The sequence below is a fragment of the Calothrix sp. CCY 0018 genome, from assembly GCF_963920925.1.
Taxonomy (GTDB): domain Bacteria; phylum Cyanobacteriota; class Cyanobacteriia; order Cyanobacteriales; family Nostocaceae; genus Rivularia.
In genome coordinates this window covers 183,184-199,953 of record NZ_CAWUDI010000003.1, presented here as the reverse complement: position 1 = coordinate 199,953, position 16,770 = coordinate 183,184, and the positions used below count along the sequence as shown (strand labels likewise).

Genomic DNA, 16,770 nt, shown 5'->3' with positions numbered 1-16,770 from the left:
TGCTAATAGCCCACGCAGGTGGGCTTTGTTTGTGTAGCCCCACCCTTCCAGGGTGAGGGTATTATTTTTTATTCTCAACTCCTAACTGCTCACTGCTCACTGCTAACTGATTTACCTAAACCCCAAAATTTCCGAAACTGCTTTAACAATATCAAGATAAAAATTTCCCTGTACTTCGCGAAACAATTCAAACTTAGTACCGGGGGCACCAAAAAACGGTCTTAAAAACCATCCTAACTGCATACCGACAAAGCCGTAAAGTAGCAACCAAGACCTTAAAATAGTAGTGCGAGTACCTTTACCTGTTTCATTTTCTTGGGAAAGTAGCTGCATTCCGTCGTAAAGAAATTTAACTCCAAATGCACCCGTAATTCCAAAAATCAACACGTTAAGAATTTTGAAAAATTGGTAAGAATCTGGTGTAGTGATCAGAAAAAATAACGTCACTGGTGCAAAGCTAAAAAGCAACACGCTAATTACCGATACAGCCGTAAGCAACACCACAAAATGCTGTTTTAAACTACTCCGGGAACCGAATAAAACATTGAAAAAGAATAAAGTCGGAAAGCAAATCATGATCGACAGTAAGTAGAATGCAGGAAGTTTGATAGTACTGGTTAATGCCTGCATCCAACTATGAGAAGCACCAATAATTCCACCATAAATTGCAAAGAAAATAGAACTACAAACCAGTAGTGAATTGGTTTTACTTTGCAATCTAATTTCCTGACGAATTTCTTCTAAAAACCCTTGGCGATCGCGCAACAAGCTAAGTAAAACATTAAAATGTTGGCTTCCTTGAAACTGAGTCTTTTTTTCCAGCGCGTTATCTTCTTGATTCATTTTTTTATTTATTGTTATGTTATTTATTTCAGAATTTTTTATTGATTTTATGAATACAGGGAATGGGGAATAGGGAACAGGGAACAGGGGGAGATGGGAGGAGAATAATTAAACTGCTAACTGTTAACTGTTCACTGCTCACTGTTACCTGAATCCTAAAAGGTGAGCTAAAGATTGAATAATACTCAGATAAAAATTCCCTTCCCTTTCTCTAAATAACGTAAAAGGAGATGTTGGAGTTCCGAAAAAAGGTCTAAGAGTCCATCCCAATTGACTGCCGACAAAAGCATATAAAAACAGCCACCAACGTAAAATTTTGCGGCGCGTATTACTATTTTCACCGTCTTGATATAAAATAACTTTTGCAGCTTTCGATAAAGAAGAAATTCCGATAAACCCCGTTGCTGCGAAAATAATTACATTTAACAAAATTAGAAACTGATAATTACCAGTACTAAGCATAAAAAATAAAGTTATTGGCGCAAAACTAAACAGCAGCACGCTTGTGACTGAAACTGCTGTTAACACCAAAGCAAAATACTGAGCAAAAGTCCTTTTATCGCCGAAAATTATATTCGCAAAGTACAAAGTCGGCAGACAAATTAATAATGTAATTAAATAAAGCGCCGGTAATTTCACCGCAGAAGATAAAGCCTGCATCCAACTATGGTAAGCACCGATAATTGCTCCATAGCCTGCAAGAAATAAAGAACTGCAAACTAATAAAGAAATAATTTTAGTTTGCAGTCTAACTTTTTCGCGAATTTCTTCTAGAAAAGTTTGTCTTTCTCGCAGCAAATTGGTTAAAACGAAAAAGTATTTATTGACTGTAGATTGTTTTTTAAGCATATTATTTAAAGAGGGAATAGGGAATAGGGAACGGGCAACGGTGAGAAGAGAAATATAAGTATGCTAATTGTTGAAAAATATTTTCAATCCAAAACAAAAGCATCCGTTGTTAAAATCCAAAATCCAAAATTGTAAAAACTCCTAACTCTTAACTCCTAACTCCTAACTCCTAACTTATTCGTCGTAGTCATTTCCAGAGCCAAATTTCCAAGCATCAACCCAACGATGCCAATAATATTGATAATTTTCTGGTAGATTTATCATTAACGGTTCTAACATTCCACTTCCTGCAAATAGAACAGAATAAACACCTAAATTAATGTAATGCCACATCCAATCTATTAAAGTTATTAACCCAACTTGAGGAATAATTTTTATAATTAAACCTGGATTTGCTAAACTTGTTTTGAAAAGCGTTTTGGTTAAACCGGAAAACTGCACTACGTCTTGTAAAAATGGTTTGAGTACTGGTTCACCCAATTTTTCCATTTCAGCAAATACAACTGATAGCAATTCATTAATTTGATTTGGCTCAATTTTTTGATTTACATCCACACTCATTGCTTTTTGAAATAACCAAGTAACTGTTAAACTCGGTTGATATGGTTGCAGTAATGATAGCGATGCAGATGACAATTGGTTGGTTTGCAAAGCTTCATCAACTCCCAAAGTTAAACGTTTAAGATTTCGTATCATCGCACCGAAACCACCAAAACTTAAAGGAGATTGATTTCCGCTGCTGTCACCTATTGGTAAAATGCGAGCAAATGGAGTTTTTAAAGGGCTTTGACGGTAGGAAGGAAAGAAACCAAATAGCGCTCGTTTAAAGTCAAGCTGCTGTAATTCTACGTCTTGATATTGTGGCATTAAGCGCAGATATTCTTCAAAAAATGCTTCCAAACCGATACGCTGTGGATCTGCATCCATATAGGTAAACATATAAGTTGTTCTACCGTCTTTTGCTGGAAAAGCTTCCCAGAAGTACTGACACTGGTTTTCTATTTCAGTGAAAGATAACAACAAGTCACCACTGTAGTTTTCCGGAAAACCCGAAGCACAAGTTCCTACTACCATACATAATGCATCTGGTTTGACTCCTTGACGTATTTGCTGGCTGATGGGAGAAAAATTTCCCATTGCGTCAATTAGCAATCTGCTTTTGAATTGGTTGTTTACCATCACTCCATCTGGATGTACAACCGCTTCGGTAAAAGGTGTGTTTTCAAACAGCTTTCCTCCCCTCTCCAAAAATCGCTGTCTCAAAGTTTCCAGTAAATAAACCGGATATACGCCGATATTGAGAACGTTTTCTACCCAAACTTCCGTACCTGAAGCGAAACTTACTCTGGCTGGATTGTATTCGGTGGCGATCGCCTTTTCTATTTCTTCAGACGTAAGTAAATCTAATTCTAAAAGTACTTGCAATTCGTCACGAGATATGTTCCATTCTTGCTCTCTACCTCGTAAAATTCCTCTTTCAATTAGTGCAACTTTTAAACCTCGTGAAACCAAAGCGCAACCAATTAAAATACCTAATGTTCCACCGGAAATAATTACATCCCAATCGACATTACCTAGAGGTTGTTGATTTTCTTTCACCACCATTGGTACGGATGCATTTCCCGATTTTAAAGATGTCAATATGTTGTCCGCACGGCGCAATCCCCCTAAAACATCACCGGGTAATTGTGAGAGAATCTCTTGTGTTAAAGACATAATTGTTATTTCCGCTAAATTATCAAAGCTTTATATCTTTAATTTTCTTACTTTCGGTGAAAATTATGCGGAAAATACATTATTTCGATTTCGATTATCTATACATAATAAATTAACAGAAGTTTATCTAAGTATGATTTTTTACAGGTAAACTTGACCTCTAACTTACAGGACGTATAATTACACAAAGATGTAGGTCAATATACAGATGAATATTTTGTTTTCACATAATATTTCAAATATTATTTAGCCTGGAAACTGTTAATATTATGCCTTGACGGATTTTAAGCAGTTTTTCGCCTGTATTTCCACTTTCAGTAACGATAGATCTACTTTAAATAAAATTGACTATTAACGATAGCAAATAAAGAAATGGTGAAGTTATCCGGAAAGATGTGCGATAAAAAACAAAAACCATTATTGTAATAAGCGAACCACTAACAAGCATATATTAGTACTTTGATGCATATCTAAATCACATCAAATTTGATCTATTTTTACATTCATGAACATTGCTTTTATAGTAGACGTATTCCCCATTTTGTCAGAGACATTCGTAATCAATCAAGTTACAGGTTTGATCGATCGCGGACACGAGGTACATATTTATGCGAGGCAGGCTGACGGTAATAAGCCGCATCCAGATGTAGAAAAATATAAATTAGTTGAATGCACGCGCTACTTGCCTGCAATTCCTCAAAACTATTTAGCTCGTTTTTTTTACGCTCTATATTTGTTTGCAACAAACTTTTCTCAGGCTCCATTAGTTTTACTGCGTTCTCTAAATATTTTTAAGTATGGCAAACGAGCAGCTTCTTTAAGATTGTTTTATTCGACTTTACCTTTTTTAGACGCACCAAAATACGATATTATTCACTGTCAATTTGGGAGACAAGCAATTTGTAGATTCGGATTTTACAGTTATGAAGGTGTGGTACTGCGCGAGATTGGTGCAGTTGAAGGAAACTTGATCACAACTTTTCGTGGATACGATATCAGTTGGTATTTACATCAGTATGGCGAAAATGTCTACGACGGACTATTTGAAAAAGGAGACTTTTTCTATACTAATTGCGAATTTTTCAGGCAGCGAGTAATTCAACTTGGATGCGATGAAAATAAAATTGTCGTTCACGGTTCGGGAATAGATTGTAGTCGGTTTACATTTAAAGCCAGATATCCGGATGCTTCTGGCTTAATTCGTATAGCTACCACAGGACGTTTAATAGAAAAAAAAGGTATAGAATATGCTATTCGGGCAATTGCTGAAGTCGCAAAAGTTTATCCCAATGTTGAATTTAATATTATCGGTGATGGGGAATTAAAAGAACATTTTGTGCAAATTATTCAAGAATTGAACATTGCCGATAAAGTTCATTTAAAAGGATGGAGAAATCAAAAAGAAATTATCTCTATTCTTGATGAAACTCATATCTTTGTAGCACCAAGCGTTACTGCCAGCGACGGCAATCAAGATGCTCCGGTTAATACCTTGAAAGAGGCAATGGCTATGGGTTTACCAGTTATCGGTACCCTCCACGGTGGCATTCCCGAATTAGTTGAAGATGGGATTTGTGGATTCTTGGTTCCCGAACGAGATCACAAAGCTATTGCTCAGAAATTAATTTATTTAATAGAGCATCCCGAAATTTGGCCACAAATGGGTTTATCAGGTCGCAAAAAAGTAGAAAATAATTATGATACGAATAAACTTAATTCCGAGTTAGTAGCAATGTATAAACAGGTATCGGGTAATGATTTGTATTCAAAAGATAAAAAAAATCCCCTTCCTTCTGCAAGTCCCAAATACATATAAAAAAAACTTTCTGTTCCCCCGTTCCCTTTCCTAAACAAATATCAAATTCGAGGATTAAAAGTATGAACTCCAAACCTGAAGTAACTATCATTGTTGCACCACGAGAACGTTTTAGCTATACTCGCGAATCTTTAGAAAGCATTTACGAGCATACGCAGCTACCTTTCAAGTTAATTTATGTTGATGGTGGTTCGCCTTCTCATATTAAGAAATATCTGGAAACTCAAGCAGCCGAAAAGCAATTTCAAGTAATTCGTACCGCACATTATCTTTCTCCTAACCACGCCAGAAATCTTGGTTTGCGAAAAGTTGATACCAAGTATGTAGTGTTCATTGATAACGATGTAGTGGTAACACCCGGTTGGCTAAAAGCTGCGGTGGATTGCGCTGAAGAAACCAATGCAACCGTAGTTAGTCCCCTCGTGTGTCAATATTTACCCCTACACGAAGAAGTACACTGCGCTGGTGGTGAATCTGGAATCAAAGTAGAAACCAAAAACGACACCACGAGAAGACGGTTTATTGAAAAGATTTTCAAGCAAGGACGAAAAGTTGCAGATGTGCGTCCTAAGTTGCAGCGTGGAGAAACCGGATTGGCGGAATTTCACTGCATGATGGTACGCACAGAAATCTTCGATAAAATCGGTTTGCTTGATGAAGGTTTACTAAATACCAAAGAACACGTAGATTTGTGCATTTTGGTAGCCGAAGCTGGCGGTACTATTTATTTAGAACCCGATTCTTTAGTAACCTACGTACCGGGGCCACCTTTAGAATGGTCGGATATCGGGTATTATATGTTGCGTTGGAGCGACGGTTGGGAAATGGCTAGTTTGAAAAGATTGCGCGAAAAGTGGAATCTGAGCGAAGACAAGTATTTCCAAAATAAATACAAGCGGTTGGGATGGCGCAGAAAGATGACTATTATCGAGCCTATCTGCCAAAAACTTAGCTTCGGGAATCGTTTCTTATCTAAAGTAGCCGGTAAATTAGTTGGTAAAGCAGATAGATTGCTCAATCACTACATTACCAGCAGCTACGCTAAGAAACACCTACAAAATAATTCCAATCAAAACCCCCCCACTCAACCACCTAATGCGGTTACAGCATCATCGCAAGGTTAATTAACCTCACCCCGCGTCCTCCGGACACCCCTCTCCTTACTAAGGAGAGGGGAAGGGGGTGAGGTTCCGAGAAACTTGATTTGAAAAACTTTAAAACTAAGGGTGAAAAAGATTGAAAAGAAAACTGAAAAAAAATACATTTAGCAAACATCAACCATACGAAGCGATTTATACCCCAGAAAGCTTACTTAGACATCCTTCCAGATTATTCAAACAAATGTGGTTGGACTTGCTAAGCTCTCGCGAACTCGCTTGGAGGCTGTTGGTAAGGGATATTAGCGCTCAATATCGTCAGTCATTTTTAGGTGTCATTTGGGCTTTTGTACCGCCAATAGTCATGGCTGCTGGATTCACTCTTGCCAGTCAAGCTAAGGTGATTAACATTGGACAAACCGATCTACCTTATGCAGCCTATGTCATGTTTAGCACCGCTTTGTGGCAAACCTTTGTAGAAGCAATAAATGGTCCGGTAAAAGCTGTAACCGAAGCTAAACCGATGTTAGCAAGAGTTAACTTTCCCAGAGAAGCGTTGATATTAGCAAAATTAGGCGAAGTCTTTTTTAATTTTGCTATTAAGCTAATTTTAATTACAGGCTTATTTATCTGGTTTCGCGTTCCCGTAAGTTGGACGGTAATTTTAGCTCCTGTAGCTTTAATTCATTTAATTTTCTTGGGTACCTTTATCGGTGTTTTACTATCACCTTTAGGAGTTTTATATCAAGATGTATCAAAAGGATTGACTTTATTAACGAGTTTTTGGCTGTTTCTAACTCCTGTAGTTTATCCAGTTCCTACGGAAGGAATTTTCGGCGACATAGTAAAGCTAAATCCCGTTACTCCTTTACTCGTAACAACGCGAGAACTCGCAACCACGGGAATTATATCGGAACCCGTAGGGTTTTGGATAGTCAGTATTATTACTATAATTGGATTATTTGTAACCTGGGTTGGTTTTCGTTTAGCAATGCCTTTTGTGGTTGAAAGAGTAAGTTCTTAAATTATGACTAGTTTAATAGTAAAAGAAAATGATACGCAGCCCGAAGAACGTGAAGCAGTTATTTCCATTGAAAATGTTTCTAAAAAGTTCTGTAGGGATTTAAAACGCTCTTTGTTTTACGGTTTAAGAGACATCGCTTCAGAAGTTACTGGTGGTAAAAGAAAAAGCGATACTCTGCGTAAAAATGAGTTTTGGGCAATTGATAATGTTAGCTTTAAATTACATCGAGGTGAAGCCCTTGGTTTAGTAGGTTCTAATGGAGCCGGAAAAAGTACCATATTGCGAATTATTAGCGGTTTAATTAAACCCGATACTGGAACCGTAAAAGTTAAAGGTAGAGTTGCTCCTTTGATTGCTTTGGGAGCAGGTTTTAATCCTATTTTATCAGGACGAGAAAACATTTACGCTAATATGTCAATTCTCGGTTTACCTACCGCCGAAATTGAAAAGAGATTTGATGAAGTTGTAGAATTTGCCGAAATCGCGGATGCAATTGATGCGCCAGTTCAAACTTATAGTTCGGGAATGGCTGCACGATTAGGATTTGCTTGCGCCGTTCACATCGAACCCGATATTTTATTAATTGATGAAGTGTTGGCGGTAGGTGATGTCAAATTTAAAATGAAATGCCATCGCAAGCTATCTGAATTGCGTAAAAACGGCACGGCATTTATATTAGTTACCCACAATTCTCACAGCATATTAAACATATGTGAAAGCTCGATTTATCTGAAAAAAGGTCAGTTGCTTGCTTCCGGCGATACCGAACAAGTAATTCGTAAATACGAAGAAGACCTTTGTTTGAGCGGTTCAGAGAATGCTTTGGGAAGAATGATTATACCGCCTAAGCCGAAAGAAAAAAGCAACGGTTTAGATATAGTTTCTTTATGCTTTAAAGATGAGCAAGATAATAACTTAGAAACTTTATTTACTGGCGAACCTGCGTATTTAAGTGTAGAATGTAAATCTTACGAACATATCAAGACTGCCAATTTGGGTATGTTAGTTACGGCATTATCGGGAGGAGAAGGTCTTGTTCTATATATGACCTCTGCTAGCGATAATCAAGAATTAGAAATCCCCGTTGGGAAATCAGAAATACGGATGCATATGCCCTATTGCTCGATGATTCCTGGTGTATATAGTGCCAGAATTTATATTCGCAATGGCGTGCTTTCCTACGACATAGTTGAATCTTTTCGATTCACAGTTAAAGCTAATAAAACTATTAGTAGATGTCAATTTTATCAGCCGAGACAATGGCAAGTTCTTAGTAAATAAAACATCGGATTATAAGACGTTGATAGAATTTTTGATTCAAATACAATCTTTTCCAGTATAAGAATGGTTCTATTTTTCAATCAAGCAAAAATATCTCATTTGGGTGTGTCAAAATGAACAAGATTTTACTTAGCATCATCATTCCTACTTACAATAGACCTCATTTTTTACCCCGTGCTGTTAACAGTGCTTTGCAGCAAACTGTAGAAGAAGTAGAGGTAATTGTAGTTGACGATGGTTCCGACAAGCCAGTAAGTTTACCGGAACATTCTCGATTGAGTGTAATTAGACTTGCGAAAAATAGTGGTAATGCAGTGGCTCGCAATGTAGGATTGAGGACTGCAAAAGGTAAATATGTCACCTATCTCGATGACGATGACCAATTATTACCCAATATGGCGCAAGTATCTCTAGATGCTTTGAAAAATACTACATTGCCTCAACCAGTGGCAGCACTTTCTGGTTTGGAAGTTGTTAAGCCTGACGGTGAAGTTATTGAGAGACGCTTACCTCCAACTTTACCGCTTGGTTCTCATTTCTTTCTCGAAGATATTGAACCTGAGAAGTCTTATTTATCTAAACAGACATTAGTTGTAGAAAGAGAGCTTCTGCTGGAAATTGGCGGTTACGATGAAACTTTTACCTCTCGGGTTCATACCGAGATGTTTTTAAGGCTCAATCCAGTTTGTTCTATTTTGGGATTACCAACCGTTACTTATCAGCTTACCGCTCACGATGGAGACAGAATTTCCCGCAATCCAGCGCTGCGTCAAGTAAATTTCGAGCGGTTAGTGAACAAGCACGAATCGCTGTTTAGACTGCATCCTCAAACCTTTGCTACTTTCTTGTGCGACCATGCAGAAAAGTCATTAGAACTAGGTCAGCCAAAAGCTACGATTTTGAGTCTATTGCGGGCGATGAAGCTAGATTTCAAGCCTACTGTAAGACGAATCAAATCGCTATCGTCATATACGCTGCGAACCTACACCAAGCAAGTGTTGCGAGAAGCTTTCAGTAGTAATTAAAATAAACTTATTGACTTTTGTGATTATCTAACTAGAGTGATGAAAAAAAAACTGTCTGTAATGTACGTTATCCGAGGGTATCCTCAAATTTCTCAAACCTATCTCAAAACTGAACTTGAGGCTCTTTACAAGGATTACGACATTACTATTGTTTCTCGCAAACCTTCAGATATTCCTTAAAAAAATCACTTTCCCTACCATCATTTAACTGAAAAGGAAGCGATTAAAGAATTAGCCGCACAGGTAAAACCACGAATTCTTCACACGCACTATTTAACTCAACTAGATTTTATTGCACCGCTTGCTGAAGAATTAGGGATTCCTTTTACAGTGGGATACACCAATGAAAAAGTCTAAAAAAGTATATTTAGTAATAATCAGCTTTTAAGAAACATTTAGTCTCAAAATTCAACCGATTTTAGGAAAAGCGACCCATTTTAAATTATGAAATTGAAAAAAAACTTTCCGCTCAATCTAAAATTGTCTCGGATAGGTATCAATTTTAAGAACTTATAAATGAAAAAATAGGGCCATAAAAAATGCAAAAACTAGTTTCCGTAATTATTCCTTGTTTTAATGCTGAAAGATGGATAGCAGAGACTATTGATAGCTGTTTAAAACAAACCTATCCTTATATCGAAATCATTGTAATTGATGATTTTTCGACAGATAACTCTATGGAAATTATTAAAAGCTATGGAGATAAAATTATCTGGGAACGCCTTTCTGAAAATAAGGGCGGATGCTACGCTAGGAATCGAGGTTTTGCTTTATCGAAAGGAGAATATATTCAATTTTTAGATGCAGATGATTTAATTTTACCAGAGAAAATAGAAAGACAAATCAATTTTTTAGAAGAAACAGGAGCAGACGCTGTTTACGGTGATTGGCGATTTCAAGGACATCAATCTAATGGAGTAATATTCTTAGAGCAGGTAGACAAGCCCGGATATCAAGCAGATATTTTGCAATCTTTAATCGAAAATTGGTGGACTGCTGTTGCATCCTTATTGTATAGAAGAACGGCTGTGGAGAAAAGCGGTGGATGGGATGAAAATTTCTCGGCTGCACAAGATAGAGATTTTTTCATTTCAGTGATAATGGCTGGAGCAAAAGTTGTTTATCAACCCGGTTGTTATTCAATATATAGAAGATACGGCAAAGTTACAGTATCAACTGCTTCAAAACAGCGTTGGGTAGAAAATCATTACAAAGTTTTGCAAAAAGTAGAAAAAAAGTTATTACAACAATATCAGCACAAGATTCCAATCAATTATCGTCGTGCTTTAGCACATGGTTACTTTGAGCTAGCTAGAGATTATATGTATATAGACTATTCGGAATATTTACGGCTTTCCAACAAATGCTTAACTTTATGTCCTGATTTCAAGCATAAAACTAAAAAAACTATGTACAAGTTAGTTCAGGATATTTGTGGATTTCGTCTTTGCGAACAATTTGTTAGTCGTGGATTACTTTTAAAAGCATATATAGATTATAAAATTAATCCCCGCATCTCAAAATTTAACAGTTAAATTCCATTAATTACTATGGCAATGGTAGAATATCTTTAAGAATAGGGAAAACTCATGGATAGAGGAAAAATTGTTGCGATTATTACGGGTGTATTTTCTATACTTTTAGCTGTTGCTTATCTTATATTAGTGCAAATTCTGGACTTTCGAGGTGAAATGAAACCCGCACCGATTACTCAAGTAGAAACATTAAGTGTGGTAGCAACTTTTGATGGATTGAAAGATGCTCAAATAGAAAGCAAAATATATATAATAAATCAATAATTGCTTTCTTTCCCTCACAAGAGTAGGGAGTAGGGAGCCGAAAAAGAAGAATTATATATACTAATAATTACGAAATTAACGGCACAACTTCAAGCTCGTTAAATCCCGTTTGTTCGTCAAAGCTCCTATGAAAACTGAAATTTTCAGCAATTCCGATAACGATTTCAGCGGTAGTGTAAATAATGCAACCATCGCTGAGGTGTCCGCCTATAACTTTACCATTACTGTCGGCGATCGCGATGTGAAGATGTATTCCGGTAGGAGCTAAAGTACCGTTGAGAGAAAGTATTTCCAATTTTTCGGTTAACACTGTGGTATTGTCTCGATTGGCGAAGCGGATTGTCGCTTGTTTTAAACTACCAACCGCAGTTAATATAAATCCTGCTTGAATATTTTGTTCTACTGCAAAGCTTTTTAAACTTTTTCTTAAATCTGCATTGGATTCAAGTCTAATAGGAAAAATTTTCATAACTTCATCAATAATCTTCTTATCTCTTCTCGCTTCAAGGAAAGGTAACATTTTCTACATAGAAAAACAGGATTATCCTCAAATTTAACATTAATTGACCTTTTTATAGCAATATTTTAGGTTAATAGCAGCCTAATCATACTTGGTAATTTTAGTACGTTTAAGCTCAAAGGGGTATAACCCCTTTTTTGAAGATTTCATGATATTTTCATTATTATTAATTCCGTTTTATGCTTATGCTTGCTAAGAAAGTAGAATTATGGAACGAAAATAGGGTATCTTTATAAAGTACAAGTATTATCAGTAATAGTACGGAAGCATATAGAAAAAAACATTTTTAGAATATACGCAAAGTTTCTATTTTATTGTATCGGGATGCTACATATGGCAGAACTGCTGCCTCAGTGCCAAAATCTAAAGGAACAAGTAGACTCTGTTTTAGCATTTTTACAGCAAGAATCGTCTTTGGCTTCTTGTGATGTTACCCCAACTCAAACTTCGTTAGCGACTATCAAATGCTGTTAGTCAAAAAATTGCTAGCTTCAATCAATCCGTGTCTGCCATTAACGGTTGTTTGGAAGTCATGCAATTGTACGACTATTTATTACCCGCAATCGAGTCACCACAGGCAGCAATAGTTGATAGTGCATCGTTTGAAAATAAGGGTGTAGTTGAAACTATTTAAGCGATTACAATTGATGTTGTCTTGGTAACAGAGAAACTGCGAAAAGATTGGTAACTTAATTGGAAAATCTAGTACATGATTTAAACGCATATGAAAAGTAAATTCAAAACTTTGAGTTGTAACGATGACGATGTTTTGTCATACAACGGCAGTCTGGTTAAATTTAGTCAATTTAAGCAACAGTTAGAAAATGAGTTGTGGCAAAAGGTGAACTATCTTCTGACAAAAGAAAATAATGGTTGTAACAGTAAAGAAAGAATATATGAATTAATCAATACATCTTTTGGGTATTGCAATATCAGCGTCAGCTTATCTTCCCCAGAAGAAGGCAATGATTGCGAAATTCTCAGACTTGGTGCTACAAGCTGGCAGAAAGGAAAAATTAGAACGGCTACATCTATAGATTTCTTTCCCAATGAGAAAGATTCTACCAAAATAGCTAAAATTGAATTTAACTTAGAATTCTTATCTGAAGAACATCAAGTTAAACAGCCTAAATTGTCTTTTGACGACATGATGTATGCTGCATAACATCTGAGATATTTTTTTTAATCTTTGACAGCTAAATAAGCGAACATAATTATTAATAAGGGTTTCATTCACGCGAATAAGATGAAATCCATATCATCGTCACCTTTTTTTTCGCATGAAAATTGATTATATACTGAAATTAGCTTTCTTGAAATATAACTATCTAAAATATAAAACTTGATCCTGGGTATGCAAGCTAAATTTTAATCTTTGATAGAATATAGCGACTATGTTGTTATCAACAATATAGTTTTTAATACCAATCAAATTCAAGACAATATTATTCAAAACTTAAAATTAAAATATTTTGGTTCTTCAAAAGTTAGTATGCTTAACTAACAACTGAAATGCTAATTAAGTAAACATCTGATTCTAAAATTATCAAACGTTTGTGAATTTGTTGTCAAAATTCAGGATGTTCTAAATATGGATTCATTCTAGGAAATGGATGTGAAATTTTTTAACCTCTCTTTTTAAATCTTCACTGCGCTCTCCGCGCCCTCTGCGGTTTTTAATCTTTTATTTACTAGCAATAATAGATAAAAACAAATATTATTTCGATAAAAGGTTTATTATGTCACCAAACAAGTTAACGTAGTTTAACTGTTGTGATTTAGATATCTAAATTACTTTCCTATTAATCAAAAAGTAATTTAATTTCGCTACATTTCTATACTAATTTCTTTTTATTTAAAATTACCCCCTTAAACTGTATTCCTGAATAACTACTGAAGAAAACTTAGTTTTTATGAGGTTATAACGCTTTTCGGTTGGGTGCAATGCAGTGACAAACAAACCTCTCTCCTACTAGGAAAGAGGCTTATATAGCGGTTTTCATTTGAATAGTTCAATATCTACGATATATTTAGGACGCAATTGAGGAGATAAAGCATCTGCAATTGCTACTATAGTCGTTCCTGCGGAGAAAACAAATGGTTGGTAGTGCGTTAACGCACTACGGAAATTAATTGGAATGACTATATCAAACGTTTGTGCATTTTCTGCCACAACGCAGGGCTTTCTAAATATGGGTTAATTCCGGGAAATGGAGAAGACATAAGCAATTAATAATGAATTATTTATTTATTTATTTAATAAAATTTTATCTCAATCCTTTCTCTTTCAAAACACTATCCACCCAAACTTTATTCTCTTCAATCAAGCTCGGTACGGCTTCTTGATTGTAATCAACTACTAAATCGTAATCATATATCTCATATACTTGATTTAATAATTCCTGTAAATTGATAACAGGTTCATTATCACCACTACGCAATGGTAAAGGGAATGAAGGAATTACATTTTGTAAGTTAAAAGCATACAAATCGGCGAAAGGACGGGTATTACCGCGATAAACTAAAATTCGATAGTGGCTTTGAATATTATTATCAACTATCGGCATTGGTTCGCCTTTTTGCAATAAATCAATTTCTACTAAATTGGTGCGACTTTCTAACACCTGCTCGCGTTTTTTCAAATACTTCTGTCTTCCTTTTCCCGCACGCTTGTTACTAGGTGAAAGGATTTCGATTGTAGTTATTAACGCTTCTGTACCGACTTCTCTTACTTCTAAATAACCTTCTTTTATAGTCCAAGGTACTGGTAATCTTACTCTCACAGGTTCTGTAGAAGGTTCGGCTATTGCTACATTAGTTGCTATAGAATCATTTGCACTTTGCCGACTTTTTATAGTTACATCAGGAATGCCAACTTGTAATGAGTTTTCATCCGTGGTTTCATATGTTCTAACTTCAACTGCAACCCGGTATTTAGGGCGTAATTGAGGGGATAGAAATCTAGCAATTTCACTAATTAATAAGTGATGCAATCCTGGAAATAGTTCAGGATGTTCTAAATATGGATTCATTCCCGGAAATGGATGTGACATTTTTTAACCTCTCTTTATTAAAATCTTCCTCTGCGCTCTCTGCGCCCTCTGCGGTTTTTAATCTTTTATTTCCTAACAATAATAGATAAAAACAAATATTATTGTTGCCGAAATCCTGATGAGACGTTGCATTGCAACGTCTCTACATTAATTTGTCTATTTCATATCGTAACCAAATAAGTTAACGTCAACTTCTCCTAATTCCAATTCATCTAAACCGTATTCAACCCATCTTCTTTCCACCATTGCGGCTACTTCGTCATCGGATTCTAACGGCGCACCCCATTCGTGTTCGGTTTCTGGGGGCATTTTGGTTGTTGCGTCAATCCCCATTCTTCCACCTAAACCTAGTTTTTCGCTGGCAAAGTCTAAGGTGTCAAAGGGTGTATTTGGCAATATAAATACATCTCGTGTGGGATCTACTTTGGAGCTTATTGCCCATACGACTTGACGCGGGTCGCGAATGTTTATATCTTTATCTACGACTATGACAAATTTGGTGTAGGTAAATTGCGGTAAGGCACTCCAAAATGCTAAAGCTGCCCGTCGCGCTTGTCCGGGGTATGCTTTATCTATGGATATTATCGCCGCTTTGTAACTCAAAGCTTCCATTGGTAGGAAGAAGTCAACGATTTCTGAAACCTGCTGTCGCAAAATCGGGGTGTAAATTCGGTTGAGCGCGATCGCCATCATTGCTTCTTCTTTGGGTGGACGACCGCTAAATGTTGTTAAATACACCGGCTCTTTACGGTGTGTCATGCACTGAAATCTTACTAAGGGCGAATCTTCAACGCCGCCGTAATAGCCCATATGGTCGCCAAATGGCCCATCTGGCAGTACTTCCCCTGGGGTAATGGTTCCTTCTAAAACAAATTCTGAATCTGCTGGTACTTCTAAATCGACGGTTTTACATTTTGCTAAACTAACACCAGAACCACCGTATAAACCCGCAAACAGCCATTCGGATAAATCTACCGGAATCGGTGTTGCTGCCGCCATGATAATTAACGGGTCTACACCTAAAGCAATTGCTACTTCTAACTTTTTCCCATTCTCCGCAGCTTTGCGTAAATGCCTTGCTCCACCCCGCACTGAGAGCCAGTGTACGGTCATGGTATTTTTTGATTGTAGTTGCAAGCGATACACACCGACGTTTGGCGTGCCGGTTTCGCAATCTTTGGTAATTACCAAACCTAAAGTAATAATTTTGCCTGCGTCGCCGGGATAAGGGCGAATCAAAGGTAATTTACTTAAATCTAAATTATCGCCTTGCACCACAACTTGTTGACAAGCAGGGAAAAAATCTCTTCCCGGTTTAGCTTTGACAACATCAAACAAAACCTTACCAAAATCGATTGCTTGGGAAATCTTTTTCGGTGGCTTTGGCTGCTGCAACATCGCCAACTTTTTCCCCAGAGTTTCCAATTCCTGGGGATGTTCCATATTCATAGCCCAACATATCCTTTCCACGGTTCCCATCAGGTTTACCGCCACAGGAAAATCAGCACCTTTGACATTTTCAAAAATCAAACCGGGGCCACCTTTTTGCAGCATCCGGTTAGAAATTTCCGCAATTTCCAAATCTGAGTCAACCAAAGCGGTAATTCGCTTTAACTGTCCCCTTTCTTCCAAAATTTTGATAAATCCCCGTAAGTCTCTTGCCATTGTATAGTTTCAATCCTCAATCTCCCCGAAGAGATATTGTTATATGTAACAGCAATTCTTACATATCCGCATTGGTTGTTTC

General features: G+C 36.7%; 18 protein-coding genes. 11 read left to right on the top strand and 7 right to left on the bottom strand.

Annotation, left to right across the window (positions count from 1 at the left end; translation table 11 throughout):
• Window positions 1–111 precede the first annotated feature (111 nt).
• The 3 genes from ACM03V_RS03545 to ACM03V_RS03535 form a co-directional block, all read right to left on the bottom strand.
• Complete coding sequence (locus ACM03V_RS03545) at window positions 112–843, bottom strand: actin-binding WH2 domain-containing protein (RefSeq protein WP_414619370.1); 732 nt, start codon at window positions 841–843, stop codon at window positions 112–114.
• Between the two features lie 144 nt (window positions 844–987).
• Complete coding sequence (locus ACM03V_RS03540) at window positions 988–1,692, bottom strand: actin-binding WH2 domain-containing protein (protein WP_414619369.1); 705 nt, start codon at window positions 1,690–1,692, stop codon at window positions 988–990.
• Between the two features lie 174 nt (window positions 1,693–1,866).
• Window positions 1,867–3,408, bottom strand: coding sequence for an FAD-binding oxidoreductase (locus ACM03V_RS03535; protein ID WP_414619368.1), 1,542 nt, complete (start codon window positions 3,406–3,408; stop codon window positions 1,867–1,869).
• Between the two features lie 505 nt (window positions 3,409–3,913).
• Between ACM03V_RS03535 and ACM03V_RS03530 the strand changes: the two genes are divergently transcribed.
• The 8 genes from ACM03V_RS03530 to ACM03V_RS03495 all read left to right on the top strand — a co-directional run bounded on the left by ACM03V_RS03530 (window position 3,914) and on the right by ACM03V_RS03495 (window position 11,450).
• On the top strand, window positions 3,914–5,224 hold the full coding sequence (locus ACM03V_RS03530; protein WP_414619367.1) for a glycosyltransferase: 1,311 nt from the start codon (window positions 3,914–3,916) through the stop codon (window positions 5,222–5,224).
• Between the two features lie 62 nt (window positions 5,225–5,286).
• The gene (locus ACM03V_RS03525) at window positions 5,287–6,348 is read left to right on the top strand and encodes a glycosyltransferase family 2 protein (RefSeq protein WP_414619366.1); all 1,062 of its coding nucleotides are present in this window, start codon (window positions 5,287–5,289) and stop codon (window positions 6,346–6,348) included.
• Between the two features lie 217 nt (window positions 6,349–6,565).
• Window positions 6,566–7,345: an ABC transporter permease gene (locus tag ACM03V_RS03520; RefSeq protein ID WP_414619419.1), complete on the top strand. Its 780-nt coding sequence runs from the start codon at window positions 6,566–6,568 to the stop codon at window positions 7,343–7,345.
• Window positions 7,346–7,348: 3 nt separating this feature from the next.
• Window positions 7,349–8,626, top strand: a complete 1,278-nt coding sequence (locus tag ACM03V_RS03515) for an ABC transporter ATP-binding protein (RefSeq protein WP_414619365.1) — start codon at window positions 7,349–7,351, stop codon at window positions 8,624–8,626.
• Between the two features lie 113 nt (window positions 8,627–8,739).
• Window positions 8,740–9,651, top strand: coding sequence for a glycosyltransferase family 2 protein (locus tag ACM03V_RS03510; protein ID WP_414619364.1), 912 nt, complete (start codon window positions 8,740–8,742; stop codon window positions 9,649–9,651).
• A gap of 39 nt (window positions 9,652–9,690) precedes the next feature.
• Window positions 9,691–9,831, top strand: coding sequence for a hypothetical protein (locus ACM03V_RS03505; RefSeq protein ID WP_414619363.1), 141 nt, complete (start codon window positions 9,691–9,693; stop codon window positions 9,829–9,831).
• 359 nt (window positions 9,832–10,190) lie between these two features.
• The gene (locus ACM03V_RS03500; protein ID WP_414619362.1) at window positions 10,191–11,186 is read left to right on the top strand and encodes a glycosyltransferase family 2 protein; all 996 of its coding nucleotides are present in this window, start codon (window positions 10,191–10,193) and stop codon (window positions 11,184–11,186) included.
• Window positions 11,187–11,240: 54 nt separating this feature from the next.
• On the top strand, window positions 11,241–11,450 hold the full coding sequence (locus ACM03V_RS03495; protein ID WP_414619361.1) for a hypothetical protein: 210 nt from the start codon (window positions 11,241–11,243) through the stop codon (window positions 11,448–11,450).
• Window positions 11,451–11,517: 67 nt separating this feature from the next.
• Here ACM03V_RS03495 and ACM03V_RS03490 read toward each other — a convergent pair whose 3' ends face one another.
• Entirely contained in the window at window positions 11,518–11,970 is a 453-nt protein-coding gene (locus ACM03V_RS03490; protein WP_414619360.1) for a PPC domain-containing DNA-binding protein, read from the bottom strand.
• A gap of 333 nt (window positions 11,971–12,303) precedes the next feature.
• On the opposite strand from ACM03V_RS03490, the gene ACM03V_RS03485 reads away from it, so the two are divergent.
• The 3 genes from ACM03V_RS03485 (at window position 12,304) to ACM03V_RS03475 (ending at window position 13,135) form a co-directional block, all read left to right on the top strand.
• On the top strand, window positions 12,304–12,444 hold the full coding sequence (locus ACM03V_RS03485) for a hypothetical protein (protein WP_414619359.1): 141 nt from the start codon (window positions 12,304–12,306) through the stop codon (window positions 12,442–12,444).
• A 28-nt stretch (window positions 12,445–12,472) separates the two neighbouring features.
• Window positions 12,473–12,604: a hypothetical protein gene (locus ACM03V_RS03480; protein WP_414619358.1), complete on the top strand. Its 132-nt coding sequence runs from the start codon at window positions 12,473–12,475 to the stop codon at window positions 12,602–12,604.
• A 90-nt stretch (window positions 12,605–12,694) separates the two neighbouring features.
• Entirely contained in the window at window positions 12,695–13,135 is a 441-nt protein-coding gene (locus ACM03V_RS03475; RefSeq protein ID WP_414619357.1) for a KGK domain-containing protein, read from the top strand.
• A 977-nt stretch (window positions 13,136–14,112) separates the two neighbouring features.
• On the opposite strand, the gene ACM03V_RS03470 is transcribed toward ACM03V_RS03475, so the two are convergent.
• The 3 genes from ACM03V_RS03470 to ACM03V_RS03460 all read right to left on the bottom strand — a co-directional run bounded on the left by ACM03V_RS03470 (window position 14,113) and on the right by ACM03V_RS03460 (window position 16,688).
• Window positions 14,113–14,193 (bottom strand): DUF4058 family protein, encoded by an 81-nt coding sequence (locus ACM03V_RS03470; protein ID WP_414619418.1) that lies wholly within the window; start codon window positions 14,191–14,193, stop codon window positions 14,113–14,115.
• A 44-nt stretch (window positions 14,194–14,237) separates the two neighbouring features.
• Window positions 14,238–15,023: a DUF4058 family protein gene (locus tag ACM03V_RS03465; protein ID WP_414619356.1), complete on the bottom strand. Its 786-nt coding sequence runs from the start codon at window positions 15,021–15,023 to the stop codon at window positions 14,238–14,240.
• Window positions 15,024–15,179: 156 nt separating this feature from the next.
• On the bottom strand, window positions 15,180–16,688 hold the full coding sequence (locus tag ACM03V_RS03460; protein ID WP_414619355.1) for a UbiD family decarboxylase: 1,509 nt from the start codon (window positions 16,686–16,688) through the stop codon (window positions 15,180–15,182).
• Between the last annotated feature and the right edge of the window lie 82 nt (window positions 16,689–16,770).

Bases quoted from the DNA above. Each gene is read 5' to 3' on its own strand.
- ACM03V_RS03545 (WP_414619370.1), bottom strand. From the start codon at position 843: ATGAATCAAGAAGATAACGCGCTGGAAAAAAAGACTCAGTTTCAAGGA.
- ACM03V_RS03540 (WP_414619369.1), bottom strand. From the start codon at position 1,692: ATGCTTAAAAAACAATCTACAGTCAATAAATACTTTTTCGTTTTAACC.
- ACM03V_RS03535 (WP_414619368.1), bottom strand. From the start codon at position 3,408: ATGTCTTTAACACAAGAGATTCTCTCACAATTACCCGGTGATGTTTTA.
- ACM03V_RS03530 (WP_414619367.1), top strand. From the start codon at position 3,914: ATGAACATTGCTTTTATAGTAGACGTATTCCCCATTTTGTCAGAGACA.
- ACM03V_RS03525 (WP_414619366.1), top strand. From the start codon at position 5,287: ATGAACTCCAAACCTGAAGTAACTATCATTGTTGCACCACGAGAACGT.
- ACM03V_RS03520 (WP_414619419.1), top strand. From the start codon at position 6,566: ATGTGGTTGGACTTGCTAAGCTCTCGCGAACTCGCTTGGAGGCTGTTG.
- ACM03V_RS03515 (WP_414619365.1), top strand. From the start codon at position 7,349: ATGACTAGTTTAATAGTAAAAGAAAATGATACGCAGCCCGAAGAACGT.
- ACM03V_RS03510 (WP_414619364.1), top strand. From the start codon at position 8,740: ATGAACAAGATTTTACTTAGCATCATCATTCCTACTTACAATAGACCT.
- ACM03V_RS03505 (WP_414619363.1), top strand. From the start codon at position 9,691: ATGAAAAAAAAACTGTCTGTAATGTACGTTATCCGAGGGTATCCTCAA.
- ACM03V_RS03500 (WP_414619362.1), top strand. From the start codon at position 10,191: ATGCAAAAACTAGTTTCCGTAATTATTCCTTGTTTTAATGCTGAAAGA.
- ACM03V_RS03495 (WP_414619361.1), top strand. From the start codon at position 11,241: ATGGATAGAGGAAAAATTGTTGCGATTATTACGGGTGTATTTTCTATA.
- ACM03V_RS03490 (WP_414619360.1), bottom strand. From the start codon at position 11,970: ATGTTACCTTTCCTTGAAGCGAGAAGAGATAAGAAGATTATTGATGAA.
- ACM03V_RS03485 (WP_414619359.1), top strand. From the start codon at position 12,304: ATGGCAGAACTGCTGCCTCAGTGCCAAAATCTAAAGGAACAAGTAGAC.
- ACM03V_RS03475 (WP_414619357.1), top strand. From the start codon at position 12,695: ATGAAAAGTAAATTCAAAACTTTGAGTTGTAACGATGACGATGTTTTG.
- ACM03V_RS03470 (WP_414619418.1), bottom strand. From the start codon at position 14,193: ATGTCTTCTCCATTTCCCGGAATTAACCCATATTTAGAAAGCCCTGCG.
- ACM03V_RS03465 (WP_414619356.1), bottom strand. From the start codon at position 15,023: ATGTCACATCCATTTCCGGGAATGAATCCATATTTAGAACATCCTGAA.
- ACM03V_RS03460 (WP_414619355.1), bottom strand. From the start codon at position 16,688: ATGGCAAGAGACTTACGGGGATTTATCAAAATTTTGGAAGAAAGGGGA.